Source organism: Paraburkholderia sp. 31.1 (genome assembly GCF_014397645.1).
Lineage (GTDB): Bacteria > Pseudomonadota > Gammaproteobacteria > Burkholderiales > Burkholderiaceae > Paraburkholderia > Paraburkholderia tuberum.
Genome location: NZ_VZQN01000003.1, coordinates 212,224 through 235,407, shown reverse-complemented (window position 1 = coordinate 235,407; position 23,184 = coordinate 212,224). Strand labels below are relative to the sequence as shown.

At 66.4% G+C, this 23,184-nt stretch carries 14 protein-coding genes, 1 pseudogene and 2 riboswitches; of the genes and pseudogenes, 6 read left to right on the top strand and 9 right to left on the bottom strand.

Features of this window, described 5'->3' with window-relative positions:
- Positions 1-455 precede the first annotated feature (455 nt).
- Positions 456-1,400, top strand: a complete 945-nt coding sequence (locus tag F6X37_RS03325) for a flagellar brake protein (protein WP_187610299.1) — start codon at positions 456-458, stop codon at positions 1,398-1,400.
- 67 nt (positions 1,401-1,467) lie between these two features.
- Here F6X37_RS03325 and F6X37_RS03320 read toward each other — a convergent pair whose 3' ends face one another.
- Genes F6X37_RS03320 through cobW form a run of 4 tightly spaced genes read right to left on the bottom strand, consistent with a single transcriptional unit; the run spans position 1,468 to position 8,160 of the window.
- Positions 1,468-2,082, bottom strand: coding sequence for a vWA domain-containing protein (locus tag F6X37_RS03320; protein ID WP_187610298.1), 615 nt, complete (start codon positions 2,080-2,082; stop codon positions 1,468-1,470).
- 56 nt (positions 2,083-2,138) lie between these two features.
- A complete protein-coding gene (locus tag F6X37_RS03315) occupies positions 2,139-3,239 on the bottom strand; it encodes an ATP-binding protein (protein ID WP_187610297.1) in 1,101 nt (366 codons plus the stop codon).
- Entirely contained in the window at positions 3,236-7,054 is a 3,819-nt protein-coding gene (gene cobN, locus F6X37_RS03310; RefSeq protein ID WP_187610296.1) for a cobaltochelatase subunit CobN, read from the bottom strand. Before cobN ends, F6X37_RS03315 begins: the two co-directional genes overlap by 4 nt.
- A gap of 14 nt (positions 7,055-7,068) precedes the next feature.
- A complete protein-coding gene (gene cobW, locus F6X37_RS03305; RefSeq protein ID WP_316251932.1) occupies positions 7,069-8,160 on the bottom strand; it encodes a cobalamin biosynthesis protein CobW in 1,092 nt (363 codons plus the stop codon).
- 201 nt (positions 8,161-8,361) lie between these two features.
- Positions 8,362-8,640, bottom strand: a riboswitch (cobalamin riboswitch).
- An 80-nt stretch (positions 8,641-8,720) separates the two neighbouring features.
- Positions 8,721-8,981: riboswitch (cobalamin riboswitch) on the top strand.
- A gap of 194 nt (positions 8,982-9,175) precedes the next feature.
- Here cobW and cobA point away from each other — a divergent pair.
- The 5 genes and pseudogenes from cobA to bluB form a co-directional block, all read left to right on the top strand.
- A pseudogene (cobA, locus tag F6X37_RS37570) lies at positions 9,176-9,916 on the top strand (uroporphyrinogen-III C-methyltransferase); the annotation flags it as partial.
- Between the two features lie 15 nt (positions 9,917-9,931).
- On the top strand, positions 9,932-10,426 hold the full coding sequence (locus F6X37_RS37565; protein ID WP_410451195.1) for a cobalamin biosynthesis protein: 495 nt from the start codon (positions 9,932-9,934) through the stop codon (positions 10,424-10,426).
- On the top strand, positions 10,423-11,025 hold the full coding sequence (gene cobO, locus F6X37_RS03295) for a cob(I)yrinic acid a,c-diamide adenosyltransferase (RefSeq protein ID WP_090805916.1): 603 nt from the start codon (positions 10,423-10,425) through the stop codon (positions 11,023-11,025). Before F6X37_RS37565 ends, cobO begins: the two co-directional genes overlap by 4 nt.
- 3 nt (positions 11,026-11,028) lie before the next feature.
- A complete protein-coding gene (locus tag F6X37_RS03290) occupies positions 11,029-12,381 on the top strand; it encodes a cobyrinate a,c-diamide synthase (protein WP_187610293.1) in 1,353 nt (450 codons plus the stop codon).
- A complete protein-coding gene (gene bluB / locus F6X37_RS03285) occupies positions 12,365-13,024 on the top strand; it encodes a 5,6-dimethylbenzimidazole synthase (protein WP_187610292.1) in 660 nt (219 codons plus the stop codon). Before F6X37_RS03290 ends, bluB begins: the two co-directional genes overlap by 17 nt.
- 36 nt (positions 13,025-13,060) lie before the next feature.
- On the opposite strand, the gene F6X37_RS03280 is transcribed toward bluB, so the two are convergent.
- From F6X37_RS03280 to F6X37_RS03260, 5 genes are all read right to left on the bottom strand, one after another.
- Positions 13,061-13,675 carry a DUF4136 domain-containing protein gene (locus F6X37_RS03280; protein ID WP_187610291.1) on the bottom strand — a complete coding sequence of 205 codons (615 nt, stop codon included), beginning with the start codon at positions 13,673-13,675 and terminating at the stop codon, positions 13,061-13,063.
- Positions 13,676-13,717: 42 nt separating this feature from the next.
- Positions 13,718-16,204, bottom strand: a complete 2,487-nt coding sequence (locus tag F6X37_RS03275; protein ID WP_187610290.1) for a CHASE2 domain-containing protein — start codon at positions 16,202-16,204, stop codon at positions 13,718-13,720.
- Positions 16,205-16,269: 65 nt separating this feature from the next.
- On the bottom strand, positions 16,270-17,721 hold the full coding sequence (locus F6X37_RS03270; protein WP_187610289.1) for a FecR domain-containing protein: 1,452 nt from the start codon (positions 17,719-17,721) through the stop codon (positions 16,270-16,272).
- Entirely contained in the window at positions 17,718-18,458 is a 741-nt protein-coding gene (locus F6X37_RS03265; RefSeq protein ID WP_187610288.1) for a response regulator transcription factor, read from the bottom strand. Before F6X37_RS03265 ends, F6X37_RS03270 begins: the two co-directional genes overlap by 4 nt.
- 1,050 nt (positions 18,459-19,508) lie before the next feature.
- Positions 19,509-23,015 (bottom strand): DEAD/DEAH box helicase, encoded by a 3,507-nt coding sequence (locus F6X37_RS03260; RefSeq protein ID WP_187610287.1) that lies wholly within the window; start codon positions 23,013-23,015, stop codon positions 19,509-19,511.
- Between the last annotated feature and the right edge of the window lie 169 nt (positions 23,016-23,184).

The following is a 23,184-nucleotide window of genomic DNA, read 5'->3' as shown; positions in this document are numbered from 1 at the left end:
CTGCCTGACAGCAGACTCCGGAGAATCCGCCGCCGCATTCCGCATCAAGCGCCCACACTTATCGACTGTTAGTTTTTAAAGATCGGTCCGCCAAACCCGCCGCGCCTGAACCACCACTACCCGGCACCGCTTCGTTTGCGTCGCTGCGTCTGCAGCAGAGAAACGAGATTATGGAGAGCGGTCACCAACACGTCAATACCCTTCTGCGAATTTCTTTTGGGAGCAAAGACTGCCATCTCCATCGCATTGCCGCCAGTTCTCAAAAGAGTCAACTCTGGCCAGACCAAAAAATCAGCGAAAATAGTTAGTCATCCGATTCAACCCGCCGAAGTCCCAATACCGACAAAACAAAGTAGTCCGAGCACGGCTCGAACTCACCACCGCTCCTTAAATTAAAGTTCTACCCTTCCCCGCCGTCAATCAGATCATCCCGCCACTTAAATTAGCTGCCGACTATGGACAATCTCGTCGACGCACACGTCGAGGACACCCAGCCCGCCGCGGCATCCCCGATGCTCGAGCCTGATACGGTGCCGGTAGGCACGCCGCTCCCATGGCCGATCGTCGATGCCGACGGCACGCTGCTCTTCGCAAGCGCGACGACGCTCGCGACCACCGACGAGCGCGCCTTTCTGTTTCAACACTTCCGCCCGCAACGCGGCGACCTGTTCGACCTCGGCGCACAACAACCGCCGGCGCCAACCGCCCAGCCTGACCACGCCGGTGAGTTGACGCTGAAGGACATGCACCTCGAGATCGGCACATTGATCGGCATGCGTTCGCAACCCGGCAGCGGCGCGCCGATGCAACCTTGCGGCATCATCGGTTTCGCGCCGAATCATGCGCTGTTCGTCACGCCGCCGATGCTGCAGGGCCAACCGCTGCCGCTCACGCCCGGCGAGAACGTCGAGGTCGTCGCGATCGCGAGTCAGGCCGTGTTCCGTTTCGTCTGCACGGTCGAAGCGGTCTGCCGCGTGCCGTTCGACTATGCCGTGTTGTCGAGGCCCGGTATGGTCCGCCGGCTCCGTGAGCGCAAATCGATCCGCGTCCATGCGCACCTGCCCGTGCGGTTTGGCATCGGTGGGAGCGGTGACACTTACGAAGGCCTTGGACTCGCCAAGGGCATCAGCGCGCTCGGCATGTCGTTGAGTGCGTCATGGACACTGGGCGAAGTCGGCGAGCGGCTGCGCATCGCGTTCCGGCTGAAGTCGGCCGAATACGATTCACAGATCGAGACGACGGCGGTGATCCGCAACGTTCAGAAGGGCAAAGCGCCTGGCGAGCCGTCCATGCATGGGCTCGAACTGGATCAACTCGATTCCGTTCAACAGATGGCGATGAAGGTGTTCGTGTTCGATCGTCAGGAGGATGTTCAGCACTGGTCCAACGGATTGAAATAAGCGGTACGGCCACAAAAGCAACGCGCGTGCAGACACAGCAGCGTCGACCTCGCTGCGCACACATCGATCAGCCGAGCAACTCTTCCGGCGTCAACCGCCGCGCTCCCCAGGCATTGGCGAGCACCTCGCAACGACCGAGCCGTATCGCACCGCGCTCGAAATCGACGAACACGACTTCATCGACGTCGGCCGGCCGCGCGGGTTCGTCGCTCGTGCGGCCGTCGGTCAGAATCCATAACCAGCGCTGCTGGGCCGGCCGTCGCCGCGCGCAGCGTTCGAGCAGTTGCGCGGCGCTGCGCACGCCCGACGCGAGCGGCGAACCGCCGCCTCCGCCCACGGGCGCGAGCCATCGCTCGTTCCACCAGCGCGGCACGGCCGGGCCGAAGCGCACATCCGCTCCCGCACCGCCGAAGCAGATCAGCGCAGCCTCGGCGCGCATCGCACTCGCACGGTCGAACAAGGCAGTCAGTAGACCCTTCGCCAACGCGAGGCGTTGGCCCGCCAGCATCGACCCGGAGCAATCGAGCACGAAACAATGCAGCACACCGCCACGCGGCACTTCCCGTACGAAGCGCAGATGCTCACGACGCAGCGTGTGCTCGCGCATCGCGGCGAGCGTCGGTGGCCATGCAATGCGCCTGCCCGGTTCGCCGCGCGACGTGTCGCGCGAATCCGCCCCCACGCCTCGTCGCCATCGAAAACCGCTGCGCGAGTCAGCGGCGGCGCCTTTCCGATGGCTCAGTGTTTTTTTGCGTCGAGTGCAATGACGCCTTTGACAGGCAAAGCCGTGGCCGGCTCGGGCGGCAGGTAGCCCCAGTCAGAGTCGGCGGAAGGTGTCGTGGATGCAGCCGTATCGCCAGAAGCACCCTCAGCGACGTCCCGTGTCGGCGCCTCGCTTTCTGGCCGGCGCTGATTCGCATGTTGCGAATCATGCTGACGCCGCCGATGAAGCAGCACCGGATCGGCAACGCGCTCCACATGCCGCACCGTCACCGCACCTGCCCGTTCGAATGCGGCCAGCGCGCGCGCCGCGCGCAGCATCACGAGGTCGGCGCGCAAACCGTCGACGGCCGCGTCGATGCATAGCGCGCTCACGCGCGCATGGACGGCGTCATCGAACGACAGCAGCGGCAGCGCCGCGCGCGCCGAGCGAATTCGCTGCACGTATGAAGCCTGCTGCTCCGCGTGAACGGTACGAAACCCAGCGGGATCGAGATCGAACGCGAACCGCGCTTTGACGATCGCCTGCCGCACCTGCGGCTCGAACGCGTTCTGCAACTCCACCATCAGACCAAAGCGGTCGATCAATTGCGGCCGCAACTCGCCCTCTTCGGGATTCATCGTGCCGATCAGCACGAAGCTCGCGTCATGACTATGCGACACGCCATCGCGTTCGACGGTATTCACGCCGCTCGCCGCCGCATCGAGCAACGCATCGACGAGCGCATCGGGCAGCAGATTGACTTCGTCGACGTACAGCACGCCGCGATGCGCCTTCGCGAGCAGCCCCGGCGAGAAGCGCACCGAGCCGTCGCGCAGCACGCTTTCGATATCGAGCGTGCCGATCAGACGATCCTCGCTCGCGCCAAGCGGCAGATTCACGAGCTCTCCCTCCGGCAGCAGTTCCGCAAGCGCGCGCGCGGCAGTCGACTTCGCGGTGCCACGCGGTCCGCTGATCAATACGCCGCCCAAGCCCGGGTCGATCGCCGCGAGCACCAGCGCCTGCTGCAACGAGGCCTGGCCGATCAGCGCCGCAAACGGAAAAACGGGCCGCGCCGCCGTACCCGATACACAGGCGGAGCTACCTGCGTCGCCCGCTCCTCGCATCGCTCCATTCATGTTTGTCTTCCTTCGATCTGCTGTTCGCTCGCCAGCAGATGCGTTTCCACCTGCGCGCGATAGTCACCCGGCTGCTGCCACAGCCCCCGCTGCATCGCCTCGAGCAAACGCTCGCAAATCGAATGCAGCGCATGCGGATTGTGCCGTTGCATGAACGCGCGCGTATCGGCGTCATTCAGATAAGCATCGGCGACGAGCGCGTATTGATGATCCGCGATCACGCGCGCGGTCGCGTCGTAGCCATACAGATAATCGACGGTCGCGGCGATCTCGGCCGCGCCCTTGTAGCCGTGGCGCTTCACGCCGTCGAGCCATTTCGGATTGACCACGCGCGAGCGGATCACGCGCGCGATCTCCTCCTGCAACGTCCGCACGCGCGGCGCGGCCGGATTGCTGTGATCCGCGTGATAGACGCGCGGCTGCCGACCTGCCAGATGCCGCACCGCCGCGACCATGCCGCCCTGAAACTGGTAGTAGTCGTTCGAATCGAGCACGTCGTGCTCGCGGTTGTCCTGGTTCTGCAGCACGAGGTCCATCACTGCGAGGCGCGTGCCAAACGCTTGATGCGCTTCCTCGCCCGCGCTCTTCTGCGCGTACGCATATCCGCCCCACGCCTGATACGCGTTCGCGAGATCGGCGTCGGTCTGCCATTGGCGCGAGTCGATCATCTGCTGCAGACCCGCGCCGTACGTGCCCGGCCGCGCGCTGAACACGCGCCAGCCGGCGCGCTTGCGCGCTTCGACCGGGTCCATGCCGCGCGCGATCAACGCATCGCGTTCGCGCTGCACGCGCGCGCGAATCGGATTCAGCTCCGCGGGCTCGTCGAGTTCGGCAACCGCTTGCACGGCCGCATCGAACAGATGCATCACGTTCGCGAACGCATCGCGAAAGAAACCGGATACGCGCAACGTGACGTCGATACGCGGCCGATCGAACGCGTCGATCGGCATGATCTCGAAGTCCGTCACACGGTGGCTGCCCGGCGCCCATTTCGGCCGCACGCCGAGCAGCGCGAGCGCCTGCGCGATATCGTCGCCGCCGGTGCGCATCGTCGCGGTGCCCCAGACCGACAGGCCGATCGCGCGGGGATAATCGCCGTGCTCCTGCAGATGCCGCTCGATCAGTTGCTGCGCCGATTTCAGGCCGAGTGCCCACGCGGCTTGCGTCGGCACCGCGCGCGTGTCGACCGAATAGAAGTTGCGGCCGGTGGGCAGCACGTCGGGCCGACCGCGCGACGGCGAACCGCTCGGACCTGGCGGCACGAAACGTCCTTCGAGGCCGCGTTTCAGCTGCGTCATTTCCTGCGGGCCGCAGGCGTCGAGACGCGGCAGCACGTCGTCGCGCAGGCGTGCGATCACCTGTGCCGCTTGCGGCAGACTTTCGTCGGCTACGGGGACGGCCTGCGAACGATCCGCCTCATCGCAATCGACACCGCAGACGCCGCGCAACAGCTCGCCCGCCAGCAACTCCAACCGCTCGCGCGTATCGCCGTAATGTCGCCACGGCGCATCGCTGACCTGCTGCAATACCTCGGGTTGCGGACCGTCCCATGCGGCGGCCCAATCCACCGTCAACGGGTCGAACCGATGATCGATGCGCAGATCGCGCGCCAGCGCGTCGACGAGCCCCGCCTTGCCGCCCTGCCCATCGCCGACCGGAAAGCGCCCGAGAGCGAGCAGCGTGTCGCGCCGCTGCACGCCGCGCGGCGACTGTCCGAACGTATGCAGGCCATCGCGAATCTGCGCTTCTTTCAGCTCGCACAGCCACGCATCGACGCGTGTGAGCAGCGCGTCTTCATCGTCCTGTCGGTTCGGCGCCGCGAGACTCAGCTCTTCGTGCAGCCGATGCTCGACGATCGTCGTCAGAATCGTGCGACGCAAGAGCTTCGCGCGACGCGAATCGACCATCAATGCCTCGTAGTATTCGTCGACCTGGCGTTCGAGGTCCTGCAGCGGCCCATAGTTTTCGGCGCGTGTAAGCGGTGGCATCAGATGATCGATGATCACCGCCTGCGCGCGCCGCTTCGCCTGGCTGCCCTCGCCCGGATCGTTGACGATGAACGGATACAGATGCGGCATCGGTCCGAGAATCAGATCGGGCCAGCACGCGTCGCTCAAGGCGACGCTTTTGCCCGGCAGCCATTCCAGGTTGCCGTGCTTGCCGACGTGCACGACCGCGTCGATGCCGAACTGATGGCGCAGCCAGAAATAGAACGCGAGGTATGCGTGCGGCGGTACGAGCTCCGCATCGTGATAGCTCGCGTAGTCGCCGTGCTCGCGCGAACGCGCAGGCTGAACGCCGACGAACACCTGGCCGCAGCGCCAGCCGGCGATCATGAAGCGGCCGCGCCGCAGCGTGGGGTCCTGCTCGGGCTTGCCCCAGCGCGCGTTCAACGCGTCGCGCACGCTCGCCGGCAACGCGTTGAAATGCGCGAGATAGTCGTCGAGTGCGAGGCTTTGCAGGGCCGGACGCAGATCGCGTACGACCGGATCGTTGGTCACGCCTTCGGTCAGCCTGTTCAACAACGCGTCGCCGTTTTCGGGTAGTTCGCCGACACGATAACCTTCATCGCGCAGCATCGACAGAATGCCGACCACCGACGCCGGCGTATCGAGCCCGACGCCATTGCCGATGCGCCCTTCGCTCATCGGATAGTTGGCGAGAATCAACGCGACTTTCTTGTCGGCGTTATCGAGCGAACGCAAACGGCACCAGCGCCGGCTCAGCTCGGCGAGAAAGCGCACCCGTTCGAGGTCGGGCTGATAGCGGACCACGTCCACCTGCGTATGCGCACAGCGATACGCGAGTCCCTTGAAGCTGATCGCGCGCGTGATGATGCGCCCGTCCACTTCGGGCAGCGCGATATGCATCGCGATGTCGCGCGAATTGAGGCCGTGGTTGTCCTTCAGCCAGTCTTCGCGATTGCCGCCGCTCAGGATCACCTGGAACACCGGCGCGTCGCCGGCGAGCGCGAGCGGCTCCGGGTCGTCGATCGCGGAAGCGGCGAACGCGGTCGTGTTCAGCACGAGCGCGACACCATGTTGCGCGCACAGCGACTGCACGACATCGCGGCTCAGCGCATCCTTCAGCGACGTGATCGCGAGCGGCAGCGGATTGAGCCCTTGCGCTTCGAGCGCGTCGATCAGCGCATCGAACACCGCGGTATTGGCGGCCTGCAGATGCGCCTTGTAGAACAGAATCGCGACGACCGGCGCGTCTTGCCGCCAACGCGCCTGCCAGTCGGCGACGATGGGGGTATCGCGCTCAGGGTGATACAGCGACGCGGCCGGCAACGCGCGCGGCGGATCGGGTTCGCGCCCCCAGTCGAGCGCGCGATACGCGACGCAGCGCAAAAACGCCTCGGCGTTCTGCGGACCGCCCTCGCGCAGATAGCGCCACAGCTGCTGACACAGCTCGGCGCTCGCGGTGCTGCGCGCGAGCAGGTTCGGGTCTTCCTGCAGATCGCCGGAAAACATCGCGAGTGTTTGCTGTTTGCGCTGCGCGAGCGCGACCACCTGCTCGATGCCGTACGGCCAATACGTTTCGCCGCCGAGATGATCGACGACGACCACGCGCGCATGCTGCAACACGTCGTCCAGATAGAAATCGACCGAAGCAGGCTGACGCAGATACGTGACGTTCGCGAGCCGCACGCTCGGAAAGCCGTCGCCGAGACGCGGCACCACGCTCGCGAGCAGCGACAGCGTGGTGTCGGCGGAACTGAGCACGACGATCTCGGCGGGCTGCTGATCGATGCGGATCACGCCCTGCGTATCGTCGACGAAGCCGCCCGGCGTCGTGCGCAGCAGATGCATGCTGGTGCGCCCGTTTATGCCGTCGCGTTCGACGTCGCGCCGAGCGCCGCGTCGAACGCCTGTTGCAGCGCGTGCTGGTCGAGGTCTGCGCCGATCAGCACGAAGCGGCTCAACGCGCCGTCGCCATTTTCACCCGCTTGCCAGCGCCGGTCGAAGTAGCTGTCGAAGCGCCGGCCCACGCCCTGGATCACGAGACGCATCGCCGCGCCCTGCAGTGCCGCGAAGCCTTTGACACGGTAAATCGTGTGGGTTTCGACGAGCGCCTGCAAGGCGGCGAGCGCCGCGTCGCGCGACGGTACCGATGCCTGCACGACGACCGAATCGAATTCATCGTGGTGATGATCGGGGTCGTCGGCGGAACCGTGGTGGTCATGACGCAGGTGGATCGTCTCTTCCGACGCCGCTTCGAGGCCCAGCAGCGTATGCAGGTCGAGCCGCCCCTGCTGCGCGCGCACGATCTTCACCTGCGGCGCAATCTCCGCGCGGATCGCGGCTTCGACCTCGTGCTGCCGCGCGTCGTCGATCAGATCGGTCTTGTTCAGAATCACCAGATCGGCCGCCGCCAACTGGTCTTCGAACAGCTCGTGCAGCGGCGACTCGTGATCGAGATTCGGATCGGCCTTGCGCTGCGCATCGACGGCGAGCGGGTTATCGGCGAACTGGCCGCTCGCGGCGGCCGGGCCGTCCACCAACGTCACCACCGCGTCGACCGTGAAGCCATTGCGGATCTGCGGCCAGTTGAACGCCTGCACGAGCGGCTTCGGCAACGCGAGCCCCGACGTTTCGATCAGCACGTGATCGAGTTCATCGCGGCGCTCCGCGAGCTTTTCCATCACCGGGAAAAATTCTTCCTGCACGGTGCAGCACAAACAACCGTTCGCGAGTTCATACAATTGCCCTTCGGTCTCGACGCCGTTTTCATCGCAACCGATGCCGCAGCCCCTGAGGATTTCGCCGTCGATGCCGAGCTCGCCGAACTCGTTGACGATCACCGCGATGCGCTTGCCGCCCGCATGCTGAAGAATGTGCCGCAGCAGCGTGGTTTTGCCGCTGCCGAGAAAGCCCGTGACGATCGTGACGGGGATCTTGCGCAATTGAGTTTGCATCGTGAGGTCCATCCCTTGGCGTTGATCGGTATGCCGGAAAGTCCGCGCGTGGGTCCGCGTCGGCTGGCGAATGGAGCGAATGAAGCACGCGCAGCAGTACCAGCGATCACCAGACACGGGGACGAACGACGGCATTGCCGCAACAACGGAAATACAGAAAGCGGAACTGAGGTCATGAACGCGCCGCCGCATCCCCGCGGCGGTCGTTCTGCTTCTTTGGGCCGGTATCCGGGCTGGCGAAAGCGCCGCTTCCCCTTCCCGGCCGAGTGGTTTCTCGTCCAGTGGTGAAATGTCCACGCGAGCTTGCGCGAGGACATCGAAGCCGGCACTGCGGTGTCCGGCTATCAAGCCGGAACCGCTTTTCGCTTACCGTTGCGGGGACAGCACAGGTTAGCCGCTCCAGAGCAGGTGGCTCCCTGTTTCCCGTTTAACTGCATGCGCACGAGCGCGCACGCGAGCACCCAAAGTGCGTGCGAGTGTAGGCCCGCGGCCTTGCGCAGTCAAGCAACGCAGCGAGCCGGAAAGCGCCGCCGAGGCTTATCCGGCAAGGCGCCATGTGCTATCGTATGCGCGCGTTTGGTGCCCGCACATGCGCTCGCGTGTGCAGTTAAACGGGAAACAGGCAGCGCCTCGCGCGTTCAACCTGTGCTGTCCCCGCAACGGTAAGCGACCTGCGGCGCGCGATTCGATTCGCCTTCGATTCCGCCGTGCCGCGCATGCGTTTTTTGATGCCACTGTCCCGCGAATCCACAAACCGGGACGGGAAGGCGAAGCGCATGAGGCCGCCAGCCCGGATACCGGCCAGACGCGGAGGCGGTGCCGCATTGCATCCGTGCATCACGCGGCGCCGCCGGCCGCCGGAATCCGCGGGGAACGGATGTGAAGGCGTAGCAGCGCGGCATCGCGCGTGCCCGGATTCGCAGTTCCGCATGACCTCTATATTCACCGCCGCGCGCGCTGTCGCACGCCGCGTCTCTTCTTCCATCACCGCATGGCGCGCGCCATGCACGCCGCGATGACGCGCGCCTGGCTGATCGGCGCCGGTCCCGGCGACGTCGAACTGATCACGCTGAAGGCCACCCGTGCGCTCGCGCAGGCCGATGTCGTGCTCGTCGACGATCTGGTGAATCCCGACGTGCTGCAGTTCGCGCGCACCGGCGCGCAAGTCGTGTACGTCGGCAAACGCGGCGGCCATCCGTCGACGCCGCAAGCCGACATCGTCGCGCAAATGCTCGGGCATCTGCGCGCGGGACGCAGCGTCGCGCGGCTCAAGGGCGGCGATCCGTTCGTGTTCGGCCGCGGCGGCGAAGAGTTGCAGGCGCTACAGGCCGCGGGTATCGAAGTCGACGTGATCAACGGCATCACGGCCGGCATCGCGGCGCCCGCGGCGCTCGGTATCGCGGTCACGCATCGTGATCACGCGCAGGGCGTCGTGTTCGTCACCGGCCACGGCGCCGGCGGCAGTGGCGAACCGGACTGGGCCGCGCTCGCCGCGACGCGCATGACGCTGGTGATCTATATGGGCATGCGCCGGCTCGGCGAGATCGCCCGCGCATTGCTCGCGGCCGGCATGTCCGCCGACACGCCGTGCGCGGCGATCGAGTCGGCGACGCGGCCTGAGCAGCGTCATGTGCTCGCGCCGCTTCGCGAGTTCGCCGAGGCGGTGGCGCACGCGGGGCTCGGCTCGCCGGCGATCGTCGTGATCGGCGGTGTGGCGTCGCTCGCACTGGCGCGTGATGCGGCCAAACGCGACGCCGGCGTTGCTCACGAACTGGCAGCGAGCGCGACACGACACGGACTCGGACGCGCGATCAAAACGCTGAGCGTCGGCATCGGTTGCCGCTTGCACAGCAAAGCCGCTGAGATCGAAGCCGCCGTCCGCGCAGCGCTCGGATCGAATGCCTTCGAGCAGATCCGCGCGATCGCGACGATCGACACCAAAGCCAACGAAGCCGGTCTGCTCGAATTCTGCTCACGTCATCAGCTGCCGCTGCAACTGTTCAGCCGCGAGCAGATCGCCGCGGTACCGGTCGCGTCGCCGTCGGCGGCGGCACACGCGCATCTCGGTGTCGATGGTGTGTGCGAGCCGTGCGCGCTGCTGGCGGCAACGGCGCCGGACTCCACCGCAACCGCGCAAAACGCGCGTCTAATCGTACGCAAGACCGTGCACGCCGGCATCACGGTGGCGATCGCAGCGGCGAACAACGCTGCCCTTAGCGACGCGCCCCCATCCCATCCCGCCTCTCAAAACCAGGACCCTCGATGAAAACCGATCCGGAATCGCATCAACGCATGACCGAACGCCGCCGCGAAGGCCACGAAAAGAAGCAGGCCGGCGCGACCGTCGAAAAAGGCCTGCTGATCGTCAACACCGGCACCGGCAAGGGCAAGAGCACGGCCGCGTTCGGCATGGCCGTGCGGGTGCTCGGCCACGGCATGCGGCTCGGCGTCGTGCAGTTCATCAAGGGCGCGCTGCATACGTCGGAGCGCGATTTCCTCGGCGCGATCGCGCAATGCGATTTCGTCACGATGGGCGACGGCTACACGTGGAACACGCAGAACCGCGAGGCCGACATGGCGACCGCGCGCAAAGGCTGGAACGAAGCGCGGCGGATGATCGAAAGCGGCGACTACCAGATGGTGATCCTCGACGAGCTGAACACCGTGCTGAAGTACGAATACCTGCCGCTCGACGAAGTGCTCGCCGTGATCAACGCGCGTGCGCCGATGTTGCACGTCGTCGTGACCGGACGCCATGCGCCGGACGCGCTGATCGAAGCCGCCGACCTCGTCACCGAAATGCGCGCGATCAAGCATCCGTATCGCGAGCAAGGTGTGAAGGCGCAGCGCGGCGTGGAGTTCTGAGCGATGTCGGCATCCCCCAACGGTGCTTCGTCCGGGGCGTCCCCCCAGGGGACTTCCTTCGGGGCGTGCCCCGCGCTGTTCATCAGCGCGCCCGCGTCGGGACAAGGCAAAACCACGATCACCGCCGGTCTCGCGCGCTATCACCGGCGGCTCGGACGTCGCGTGCGCGTGTTCAAGACCGGACCGGATTTTCTCGATCCGATGATCCTCGCGCGCGCGAGCGGCGCGCCGGTGCTGTCGCTCGATCTGTGGATGGTCGGCGAAAGCGCATGCCGCAACCTGCTCGCGCGGGCGGCGCAAGAAGCCGATCTGATCCTGATCGAAGGCGTGATGGGCCTGTTCGACGGCACGCCGAGCAGCGCCGATCTGGCGACCACGTTCGGCGTGCCGGTGCTCGCGGTGATTTCCGCGCAGGCGATGGCGCAGACCTTCGGCGCGCTCGCGTTCGGCCTTGCGCGCTTCAGACCGCAACTGCCGTTCCACGGCGTGCTCGCGAATCGCGTCGGCTCGGCTAGGCACGCGCAGATGTTGCAGGAAGCACTGCCGCCCGGGTTGCGCTGGTGCGGCCACCTCGCCGCGAGCGACGAGATCACGCTGCCCGACCGCCACCTCGGCCTACACCAGGCCGATGAAATCGACGATCTCGAAGCGCGCCTGGAACGCGCGGCGGATACGCTCGCGTCGACCGCGCTCGCCGAACTGCCGCCGCCGGTCGATTTCGGCGTGCCCTCGCCCGAAGTGCTGCCGCGTCTGCTCGAAGGCAAGCACATCGCGATCGCGCGCGACGCCGCGTTCTCGTTCATCTATCCGGCCAACGTCGCGCTGCTCGAAGCGCTCGGCGCGCGGCTCAGCTATTTCTCGCCGCTTGCCGACGAAGCGTTGCCCGCCGGCACGCACGCGCTCTATCTGCCGGGCGGCTATCCCGAGCTGCATCTGGCGACGCTCGCGGGCAACTCGACCAGCGCGGCATCGATCCGCGCGCACGTCGAGGCGGACAAACCGCTGGTCGCCGAGTGCGGCGGCATGCTCTATCTGCTCGACACGCTGACCGACGCGCAAGGCACTAGCACGCCGATGCTGGGCCTGCTGCCCGGTCACGCGACGATGCAAACGCGCTTCACGTCGCTCGGCATGCAGCAGATCGATGGCGTCCACGGCACGCTGACCGGCCACACGTTCCACTACTCGAAGCTCGCGACGCCGCTCGCGCCGCAGCGCTTCGCCACGCGCGCGCACAGCGACACGCCCGGCGAAGCGGTGTTCCGCGTGGGCCCGATTGTGGCAACCTATATGCACGCTTACTGGCCCTCCAACCCGGCTTTCACGGCCGCCCTCTTTCATGGCGAAACCTTTTGACGACTCCGAGCGCGATGCGGTCTATCGCGCGATTTACGAACGCCGCGACATGCGCCACTTCGTGCCCGATCCGGTCGATCCGGCGGTGCTGCGGCGTCTGCTCGACGCGGCGCATCACGCGCCGAGCGTCGGCTACATGCAGCCGTGGCGCATCGTGCGCATCACCGACGCGGCGCTGCGCACGGGCTTGCGCGACATCGTCGAGCGCGAACGGCTCGCCACCGCCGACGCGCTCGGCAAGCGCCGCGACGAGTTCATGAAGCTGAAGGTGGAAGGCATGCGCGAATGCGCGGAGTTGCTGGTGATCGCGTTGATGGACGGGCGCGAGCGACACGTCTTCGGCCGCCGCACGCTGCCGGAGATGGATCTCGCGTCGGTCGCGTGCGCGATCCAGAACATGTGGCTCGCCGCGCGCGCGGAAGGACTCGGGCTTGGTTGGGTGTCGCTATTCGATGTCGACGCGGTGCACGAGCTACTGGGGATGCCGGAAGGCGCGCGGCCGGTCGCGATTCTGTGCCTCGGCCACGTCGCTGCGTTCTATACCGAGCCGATGCTCGAAACGGAGCGCTGGGCGAGCCGTCTGCCGCTCGCCGATTGCGTGTTCGAAAACCGCTGGCCGCGAGACGAGCCGGCGCAGGAATAACTGATACTCGCGGCCCCGGCGACCCGAGGCGGTGTTTTAACGCTGCAGCGGCTCCATCGAGTCGACGTTCGGCACACCGCTCGTCTTGTCGATGCTGAGCTTCACACGCCAGTCGACCGGCGCATCGAACGGCAGCTTCGCGAGCGCGGTTTTCACGAGCAACGGCAGTGCATGCAGCGGGTCCGCGTCGCGATCCATGAACACCGCGCCGACCTTGTAGCGCTCGGCGCCGCTCGCGTAGTCGAAAAAGCGCAGCGTCAGCGCGTGCTGATACTTGCGCCCAAACAGCAGCGCGCCTGGACCGTCGCTGCCCGCGCCGCAATCGGCGGGCGCGCAATCCTCACCGCCGATGCCGATCGACGCCGGCCGCGTGCTATACGCGATCGACAGCAGATAATGCGCGGGCTTGCCCGCCGTATCGACGAACCCGTGTTTCGCCAACTCGTCGCGCAACAGCTTTTCGACTTGCGGATGGTCGGCGCTGTCGTTCTGCGGCTGCGTGCGCGCGAGCGAATAGGTCTGCTCGCCTTGCAGCGCAACGGCGCGGTCGGCGCCGTTAGCGGAGACGGTGTGCACCTCGGCGCTCAGGCCCGCGCAAGCGGTGAGGCTCGCCGCGGCCAGCGCGGCACAGAGGTGAGCGATCTTTGCCATTGTTTGTTTTCTCTCTAGTACATCGAATACATCAAAGGCGCATCAGACGCGCGGTGCGATCGATTCGTCGAGGGGCGCGTCGTCGAGCTCGGGCAGCCAGATCGTGAAGGCCGTCCCCTCGCCGGGCGCGCTGACGACTTCGACGCTGCCACCGTGGCGCGTGACGACAGTTTTGACGAACGCCATGCCGAGTCCCGCGCCGCCCACTTCCGGCCGCTCCGCCTCGTGAAAACGGCGAAAGCGCTCGAACAATCCCGCTTGCTGCTCCTCAGGAATGCCATAGCCCTGGTCGCGGATCGTGCACGACACGCGCGGCGCCTCGCTGCCCGCGCGCTTTGCCGCCGGCTGGCCAGCGAAGCTGCATACGATGCGCGTGTCGGGCGGACTGTACTTGACCGCATTGTTCAGGATATTGACGAGCGCGCGTGTCATCAGCGAGCGGTCGGCGCAGATCCAGGGATCGTCGTCGGCGTCGTCGCCGGATTCCGTATGCAGCGCGATGCGCTTCGCATGCGCCTGCGGCCAGACCTCGTCGCTCGCATCGATGACGAGTTCGGTCAGATTCAGCGGCTCGAGCACATAGGCCTGCGATTCGGCGCGCGCCAGTTGCACGAAGTCGTCGGCAAGCGTGAGCGCGCGTTGCGCGTAGCGTTCGATGCGCTCCAGCACGCTGCGCGCGAGCGCAGGCTCGGTCCGCGCGCGCTCGATCTCGACCAGCGCAATGATCGACGCCTGCGGCGAGCGCATGTCGTGCGACAGCAGCCGCAGCGCGTCTTCGCGCTGACGCTCGGCCGCATGCAGCGCCGACACGTCGACGAGACCGGCGATCCAGCCGGTCGTCTCGCCCTGCGCGTTGGTGCAGGTCGCATAGCGCAGCAGATGGTCGCGCTCGTTCGCGTCGCGCACCTCGACGCCTTGCGCCATCAGCGCCGCGAACTCGCCGCGCGTCGGATCGAGGAGCGCCGGCCAGTGCGCGTGCGCGGACAGACTGCGCTCGTTGTCCGTGGCCGCGCCGGTGTCGATCGTCTTCACGAGCGTGAGGCCGCCGAGCACGCTCTGCATCGGCTGGCCTTCGGGCATCGGCGCGCCTAGCCGAGCGAAATGCGCTTTCGCCGCGTGATTCGCGATCAGCACGACGCCGGCCACGTCGCTGACGAGAATCGGCTCCGGCACGCTATCGAGGCTGTCCCACACGAAGCGCTTCATGTCCTGCGCCCGTTGCGCGGCCTGCGCCATCAGCGCCATGTGCTGCGCGAGCACGTCGCCGCCGAATTCGCGGCGGCGCTTCGGCGTCTCGGGCAGCAGATGCGGCTCGTCGGCGAGACGTTGCAGTTCGCCGCGCAGATACGCCATCGTCATTTCGAGGCGTCGCCAGTTCCAGATCGGATAGACGATCACGACGCCGAGGATCGCCGGCACCGGCGAGATCCACAGCCTGCCGCCGTACAGCAGCAGCGCGCTGCCGGTCGCGGCGAGCAGCACCAGCGCGCCGGTCAGCAACAACGAGCGGCGCGGCGACAGTACGAGGAAGCCGGCGAGCAGCGCGGCGAGCGGCCCGAGCGCCGCCGCGAACACGACCCACAGCGCGACCGGCTGGATCTCGCGACCGCTCAGCAGCGTGTCGAGCACGTTCGCGTGGATGTAGACGCCGGGCAGCGGACCGAGCTCGCCCGATACCGGTGTCGCGAAGCGGTCGTACAGACCCGACGCCGTCACGCCGATCACGACGATGCGCCCGCGCAACTGATCGGCCGGCACCTTGCCGGCGAGCACGTCGGCGAAACTGAGCTTTGAGTAGTTCGCGGCGTTCGGGCCGAACGGAATCAGGAAGCGCTCTTCGCCGCCGTCGTCGCTGCCGCGTGCGGGCTCGTTCGAGGGGCGCGGCGGCAAGCCGCCGCGCAGATGCAGCTTGCCGTGTTCGACCGCGTCGGCGACGAGCACCGTCAGTTGCGGCCAGCGCGAGCGCTCATCGCCCTGGAAGCGCGCGACGCTACGCACGATGCCGTCGCTGTCCACTTCGAAATTGATATGACCGAGCCCGGCAGCAGCCTGCGCGAGCGGCGCGACGGGTTCATCGACGGTGCGCTTGCCGCTCGCATCGGGCGGCGTCAGCAGCACGGGCAGATAGGTCGGGCTCAGCGCAATGGCGTGGGCGAGCTGGACGTCGTCGACATTGGGCTCGGTGAACAGTACGTCGTAGATCACCGCGGCAGGTTTGGCCGCGGCGATCTGCTCGAGCAGCCGCGCGTGCACGCTGCGCGGCCACGGCCAGCGGCCGAGTGCGTCGATGCTCGCGTTGTCGATCTCGACGACGACGATGTCGGACAGCAGCGGCTGCTCGCGCAGCTTCAGAAACTGGTCGTACACCAGCAGATCGATGCCGGCGCCGACGCGCCCGAACGACGTCAGCAGGATCACCACGAGACCGAGACAGCCAACGCTGACCCACTCGATCAGAAAGCGCCGGCCCGCCCGCCGTCCGAGACGGGCGCGCGGGTCGAGGCTCAGTCGCGTAGAAGTGGCGGGCATGGACGATATAGTCGGGAACGGGAGGACGGACCGGCCAGCAGGCCGGCCCCGAGAATCTACCCGCGTCAGGGCGCAAGCGTAAAGGAGCGGACCGGACTGCTCTTTTCGTAGAAGCGGCCGTTGTCGAACTGCTCGGCGACGATCGTCCAGTAGTAGACGCCCGGAGGCAGATCGCTGATCACGAGTTCGCCGCCCGGCAGATCGGGGCGATCGATTACCGGATGGCTCAGTTCGGCCGTGTTCGCGAGCACGAAGCGGAAACGGGTCGGCACGTTGCTGCGGCTGACGAACCAGCGGAACTCGTAGTCGCGGCTACCCGCGCGCTGCGCGGCCGAAGCGTCCAGCCCCAGCTGGCGGCGCTCGAACGCGTACACGTTCGGCAGGCCGTCGAGACCGTTGCTATCGGTTGACGCGACGCGCACGAAGTACGTGCCGTCGGGCAGATCGCCGAAGTCGGCATGCGGCGCGCTCACGCGCAGGTCTCGCACCAGGTCCAGTTGATCGGCGTCGTGCGAAATCTGCAGCCGATAGCCGACCGCGTGCTCGGCCGGGTTGACGTCGAACGCGACGCTCTTGCCGTCCTGCACGCGCGCCGGCCGCGCGAGCGCGGGTGCGGGCAACAGCTGGACCGGACTGCCGACCGCGCCGCCCGAGTGCGTGACGTTGCCGAAGCTTGCCTTGACCAACTGCTCGGACGCCTGCAACGGCCTGCCTGGCGCCGGCGCGGCGCTCTGGCCATGCTGCGTGGCCGGATCGACGCCGACCGCGCCGTCGAGCACCGCCACCGCGGTGGTTTGCGTATCGCCGTCGTAATCGACGCGGAAACGCGTGCCGCGCACTCCGGCGACCACCGAAGGCGAACGGATCTGGAAGCGATCATCGAGTCGCTTCGCATGCGTGACCTGGCTCTCGACCTCGCCGGCGCGCAGCTCAAAGACGCGATCGGCCACGCCGGTCAGCGTGACGTGCCGCAGTCTCTCTATATTGAGTTCGCCGTTCTGCGCGACCGTCACGTATGAGCCGCCGGGCAGCTCGAGCGTCGCGAACCCGTTCGCGCCGGTGCGCAAGCGATCGCCTTCGGCAAGCGTTTCACCGGTTTTCAGCGGCAGATAGGGGCTCGAGTCGAACGCGTGCTCGACCGGACCGCTTATCGCGATCACGCGAGCCGTGTCCCGATCCTGGCGCAGCCTTCGGGACGGCAAACGCAGCACGATGCCGGCCGCCATGCGGCGCGGCGCGGGCACGTGATTGAGGCTGCTCAACAGCGCCCAGTCGGTCGGATCGGCCATGTAGCGGGCGGCGATGTCATACAGCGTGTCGCCCTCGTGCGTCGTGTACGAAGCGTAGACCGGCGACGCCTTCGCTCCGGTCTTGCCGCGCGCGGGCTGCGCGTGCGCGAGCGCGCTCCAGCCGGTCGCGCCCGTTGCCATCAGACAGGCCGCGGCAAGCCACGCGGCGGCGCGGCGGCCGGGCATGGCGGCGCTGCCCGATGCCGCCCCATCCACGCAGACCGTCACGCTTCCCCCGCTTCTTCAGTGGGTTCGTCGTCGGCGGCCGGTGCTGTGCCGGTTTCGATCCGCTCGAGGCGGTAGCCATAGCCGTAGATCGGCGTGAGCCGATAACCGTGCTCGGGGCGCAGACCGAGCTTGCTGCGCAACATCGACACATGAGTGTCCATCGTGCGCGACGGGATGTCCGTGGCCTGCTTCCAGATCACGTCGAGAATGTGTGCGCGCGACAACGGCCGGCTCATATGCTGGAACAGCAGCAGCGCGAGTTCGAACTCTTTCTGCGTGACGGAGACCGGGGTGCCGCGGACCACGACGTGCTTGACGCTCAGGTCGAACTCGAAGTCGCCGAATACTTCCCTCGTTGCCGGCGGCTTCAGGTAATACGCGCGCCGCAGCAGGGAACTGACCCGCGCGAGCAGCACGGCGCCCGACACGGGTTTGACGAGATAGTCGTCCGCACCGGTATTCAGAATCGAAGTGATGTCGGTTTCGCGGCCGCGGCTCGTCATGAACAGCACCGGCAGGCGCTCGGACAGGCTTTCGCGCACCCAGCGAAGCACTTCTTCGCCGGACATGTCGGGAACGTTCCAGTCGAGCACGAGCAGATCGAACGTCTGACGACGCAACTGGCGCACGAGTTCGCGCCCTGCGCCATACGCGTGACAGACGTGTCCAGCGGCGGACAGCGTTTGACACACAAGGTCGGCCTGAGCCGAATCATCATCGAGGACTGCAATTCTCATAACACCCCACAACGCAACAGCGCCTTCATGGCTGACGGCCGGTATACCGGCTGACGACCGGGATGCCGGCGCAGCACCGCCGATCCGGCTTCCCAAAAAATTCCGGCTGTTACTTTCTGATTAATGGTCCCTCGCCGTACCCCGCCATGACGCTGCTTTCATGAAGCGGAAATCAGCGCATAAATGTAATTTCCATAGCGATTATGCAGGGCAGATTATGCAGGGCAGATCATGATAATCGAAAACCTTCTTTCTTCCCGTTTGCCGTGTACCGGCAATCCGTCGCGAAAAACCCTAATCAGAAACGGCTGACGCGCTTTTCAGGTTTTTCTGGTCTGCCACCACTAGCCGGCGCCGGAAGGAAGTGACACTGCGGGACGGAAGATCCTTGCTGGAGCGGCTTTTTGACCACGCCCGCTTATCGGCTTTAAGATTCCTTTCAGGTACTCTTATTTAACAATTGCGCGTTCAGTATAAGAATAATCTCAAAAGAAATCGTTTAAACATTGTTAGATCTTGTCCCGGTCGAGTTGTCATTCGAGGCAGTCGGCCTGGTCGGGCGAGCGACTCAAAGCCCTCGTTTTGCTTGAGGCATTCGACTGCTTCACATTGTTGGCCGACGCGATGACGCGCCGCGAGACGGACCATCAGCGGGTGATGCGCAGCGTTAGGGTCGCCGGTAAAAAAATGCGGCGCTGCCCCTGTCGGAGCAACGCCGCCCACAAACACTACACACGCTCGCCGGGGTCTAACCGCACGAGTAACGTCAAGTTAGCCTGGGAAAAAGCCATGCTCAAGATGAAAGAACTTCCCTTGTAACCATTGGTGAAGCACTTATTACCCGCCGCACCAGCGCGCGCGACGCGCGAGTCCTACACAGCGCGAGTTCGAAATTGGTATGAGTTGAAGTCCCCATCGACGGTAATTTACATACACAGACGCTTTGTTACAGTGTGGCCCCGATTGGCGTTGCTGCGGCGCGTCAGATTTCCCCCTTGCGTGTCTGCGCGGCCCGTCTGCGTTGCCTCGTTCGGTCACTTGCCCACGCGTTCAACGCGCGCCTTCGATGTCCGGCATAGGCGCGAACAGCGCGTCGAGATCGTCGTCCGAGAACTTTGCGGCGCCGGCCGCATCTTCCGCGAGAATGCTGTCGGCGAGCCCGGCCTTGTGCTCCTGCAACGCGACGATCTTTTCCTCGATGCTGCCGGCCGCGATCAACTTGTACACGAATACCGGCTTGTCCTGTCCCAGCCGATGCGCGCGGTCGGTCGCCTGGTTCTCGGCGGCCGGGTTCCACCACGGGTCGTAGTGGATCACCGTGTCGGCGGCGGTCAGGTTCAGCCCCACTCCGCCGGCCTTCAGGCTGATCAGGAACAGCGGCACCTCGCCCTGCTGGAACCGCTCGACCGGGCTCACGCGATCGGCCGTGTCGCCCGTCAGCATGACGTACGGGATCGCGGCTTCGTCGAGCGCCTCGGCGATCAACGCGAGCATGCCGGTGAACTGCGAGAACAGCAGCACGCGGCGTCCCTCCTCGATCAGCTCGGGCAGCATCGACAGCAGCAGATCGAGCTTGGCCGAGCGCATCGCGCGCTCGCCGCCGCCCGTGGCAGCGCCGTCCGCGATACCGCTGGCGGTGCGCACGAGCCGTGGATCGCAGCACACCTGGCGCAGCTTCAGCAACGCATCGAGCACGATGATGTGGCTGCGCGCGAGCCCCTGCGCGCTGACCGCCGCGCGCACCTTCTGCTGCATCGCGGTGCGCACGGTTTCGTACAGGTCGCGCTGCGCACCTTCGAGATCGACCGGACACACGATCGTCGTCTTCGGCGGCAGCTCCTTCGCGACCTCGTCCTTGCGACGGCGCAGCATGAACGGCCGGATGCGGCGCGCGAGCAACGCGCGGCGCACGTCGTCGCCGTTCTTTTCGATCGGATTGCGCCAGCGTCGCGTGAAGTCCTTCTGGCTGCCGAGAAAGCCCGGCAGCAGAAAATCGAATTGCGACCACAGCTCGCCGAGATGATTCTCGAGCGGCGTGCCCGTCAGGCACAGCCGATGCCGCGCCTGCAAGCCGCGAATCGCCTGGGCGGCTTTGGTGGTCGCGTTCTTCACGTACTGCGCCTCATCGAGAATCAGCAGATGATAGTCGTGCTCGGCGAGCACCTTCTGATCGCGCCACAACAGCGCATAAGTGGTCAGGATCAGTTCGTGTTCGCCGATCTGCTGGAAACGCTCCTTTCTCTGCGGCCCGTTCAGCACCAGCACTTTCAGCTCCGGCGCAAAGCGGCGCGCTTCCTCGCGCCAGTTGTGCACGAGCGTGGTCGGCACGACGATCAGCGCGGGATGCATGAGCCGCCCCGCTTCCTTCTCGGCGAGAACGTGCGCGAGCGTCTGCACGGTTTTGCCGAGGCCCATGTCGTCGGCGAGCACGCCGGCCAGATCCTGTTCGCGCAGGAACTGCATCCAGTTCAGGCCCTGGTGCTGGTACCCGCGCAGCTCGGCCTTCAGCCCGCGCGGCACCGGCACTTCGCGCAGGCCCGGACCGGCTTGCAGACGGCGTGCGAGCTCGCGGATCGAATCGTCGCCGCTGAACTGCCAGCGGCCGGTGTCGTGCAGCGCATCGAGGCGACCCGCATCGACCGCGGGCACGCGCAGAGGCGCGCCTTCGGCAAGCGCGCCGCCGAGCGAATCGAACAGATCGACCAGCACGCGCACCACCGGCTTCAGACGATCGGCGCGCAACCGCAGGCGCTTGTTCTCCTCGGTCTTCAGCTCGATCGGCTCGTCGTCTCGAATACGCTCCAGCGCGCCGGAGAGCCAGCGCCGGTCGCGCCGGAACAGATCGGCCAGCAGCGGTTCGAGCCGCACGTTGCGCTCGCCGACGCGGATCCCCATCTCCAGATCGAACCAGCCATCGCCAGCCTGCTGCGCGGTGCCGTCGATCGCGTCGATCTCGATCACGTTGTAGCGGAACTCGGGCGCCATCGTCACGCGCCAGCCCTTCGCGACCAGATCCGGCACCGCGTCGTTGACGAACTCGGACCACGCGTCGGTGTCGGGCAGACCGAGCATCGTGTCGGGCAACAGACGCGACGCATGCAGGTTGCGCGTCGGCACCTTTTGCAGACCGGTCTTGCGCAATTCCAGCAGACGCTTTTTCTCGGCGTCGTAGCGCCGGCGGATGTGAATCACGTCGCCGCCCGGCAACGGCACCAGCGTCACGCTGCTGTCGGCGTTGATGCTGACACCGTCGTAGTCGAAGCTCGCGGCGGCCAGTTCTACCGCGGCGGACTTGCGCTCCGCGGCCTTCGCGGCCTTCGCGGTTTTTGCCGTTTTGATGCCCTTCCCCGCGCCGGGCAGCGCATGGCTGTTCAGCGTCAGCACCGGCACCGGTTCGACGTCGATCACCCGAATCGCGGGCGCGTCGTGGGTCGGCGGCAGCGGCAGCTCGGGCGCGATCTCGCGCAGCACCGACGCGACGAGCGGCGCCTCGGCGAGCGAGATCGGCGGCATCGCGAGGTAGTCGGGCAGTTGCTGGAACGGCAGCGACAGTGGCACGACGCCCGCCTCGTTGGCGACGCCGTCCACGTACCAGACCGGCTCGGTCGGCAGCACCATGCTCGCGCGCGGTTCGGTGCGCAGTACCGGGCGCAGGCGCTCGTCGGCGAGCGGCTCCCATTCGATGCGGCCGAGGCGGTCGGCGGCGCGCGCGAGCGGCGTCGGTCCGGCCTTGCCCGGCGCGATCCCGAAGTCGAAGAACAGGCGCCCGGTCGCGATCAGCTTCTGCAGCATTTCCGCGCCACTCGTGCCTCGCAGCACGAACTGGCCCAGGTCCTCGCGCGAGCGACCGAGCCATAGGCCGCGGAGGATCGACAGGTCTTCGTCGGACACGAAGCGCGGCTGCCTGAGCAGCGCGCCTTCGACGTCGCCCCAGCTGTCGCCGACTTCGACGATCATGCCGTCCGCGTCGCAACGCGCGCGATGCAGCACGACCTCGTGGCGCATATGAAGACGCGACCAGTTGAGCCGATAGGCGAGCGTTTCCTTGCGCGTGGCGTCGAGCTTCCGGGCGGCGTCTTTTCCGGCGGCGTCGGCCGCGCGGGCGCGGGCGCGAAAACGCTCGAGCCAGCTGACCAGTTCGGGTCGCACACCTTGAGATGAAGAGGGAGACGGTGATGGCGCCGGCGGCGCGCCCGGCACCGTAATCCGTCGCGCGATGAACACCTCCGACGTCGCCGGGTCGCTGCCGTCCTCGACCTGCGTGATGTGATCCATCTCGTCGTGGTAGTCGAGTTCCGCGAGCAGCAGCGCCGCGACGTGCTTGCAATTGCGGCCGACCGGGCACGTGCATTTGCCTTCGGCCGACGGCGAGCCGCCATCGGTGCGAAAGCGAACCCGCGTCAGGTACGGCCGCGGCTGCGAGCCCTGCACGTCGCCCGACAGCGTGTCCCCCTGCCATTTGACGTTGCTGACCGCGCCCACCGAGCGCGCCTTGGCGACGGTGCGCTCACCGAGCCATTCCGCAATCCTTTCCCGATCGAAGAAAACTGATGACATCCGCGTGCATTCCTGTTCAAACCGGCGAAGGCAAGCGCGCGTGGACCATGACGGGGCGCCGCGCGACGCCCGGCCGATTCTGTCCAGTTGCGATTTGCCAGTGATAACCGGCCATTTTACGCGTTGGACGAAAATCGCCAGGGCGGGCGATCTGGACAGTTCGGGAGCA

Excerpts from the sequence above, each read along its gene's own strand:
- F6X37_RS03325 (WP_187610299.1), top strand. The coding sequence starts at position 456 with ATGGACAATCTCGTCGACGCACACGTCGAGGACACCCAGCCCGCCGCG.
- F6X37_RS03315 (WP_187610297.1), bottom strand. The coding sequence starts at position 3,239 with ATGAATGGAGCGATGCGAGGAGCGGGCGACGCAGGTAGCTCCGCCTGT.
- cobN (WP_187610296.1), bottom strand. The coding sequence starts at position 7,054 with ATGCATCTGCTGCGCACGACGCCGGGCGGCTTCGTCGACGATACGCAG.
- cobW (WP_316251932.1), bottom strand. The coding sequence starts at position 8,160 with ATGCAAACTCAATTGCGCAAGATCCCCGTCACGATCGTCACGGGCTTT.
- cobO (WP_090805916.1), top strand. The coding sequence starts at position 10,423 with ATGAAAACCGATCCGGAATCGCATCAACGCATGACCGAACGCCGCCGC.
- F6X37_RS03290 (WP_187610293.1), top strand. The coding sequence starts at position 11,029 with ATGTCGGCATCCCCCAACGGTGCTTCGTCCGGGGCGTCCCCCCAGGGG.
- bluB (WP_187610292.1), top strand. The coding sequence starts at position 12,365 with ATGGCGAAACCTTTTGACGACTCCGAGCGCGATGCGGTCTATCGCGCG.
- F6X37_RS03280 (WP_187610291.1), bottom strand. The coding sequence starts at position 13,675 with ATGGCAAAGATCGCTCACCTCTGTGCCGCGCTGGCCGCGGCGAGCCTC.
- F6X37_RS03275 (WP_187610290.1), bottom strand. The coding sequence starts at position 16,204 with ATGCCCGCCACTTCTACGCGACTGAGCCTCGACCCGCGCGCCCGTCTC.
- F6X37_RS03265 (WP_187610288.1), bottom strand. The coding sequence starts at position 18,458 with ATGAGAATTGCAGTCCTCGATGATGATTCGGCTCAGGCCGACCTTGTG.
- F6X37_RS03260 (WP_187610287.1), bottom strand. The coding sequence starts at position 23,015 with ATGTCATCAGTTTTCTTCGATCGGGAAAGGATTGCGGAATGGCTCGGT.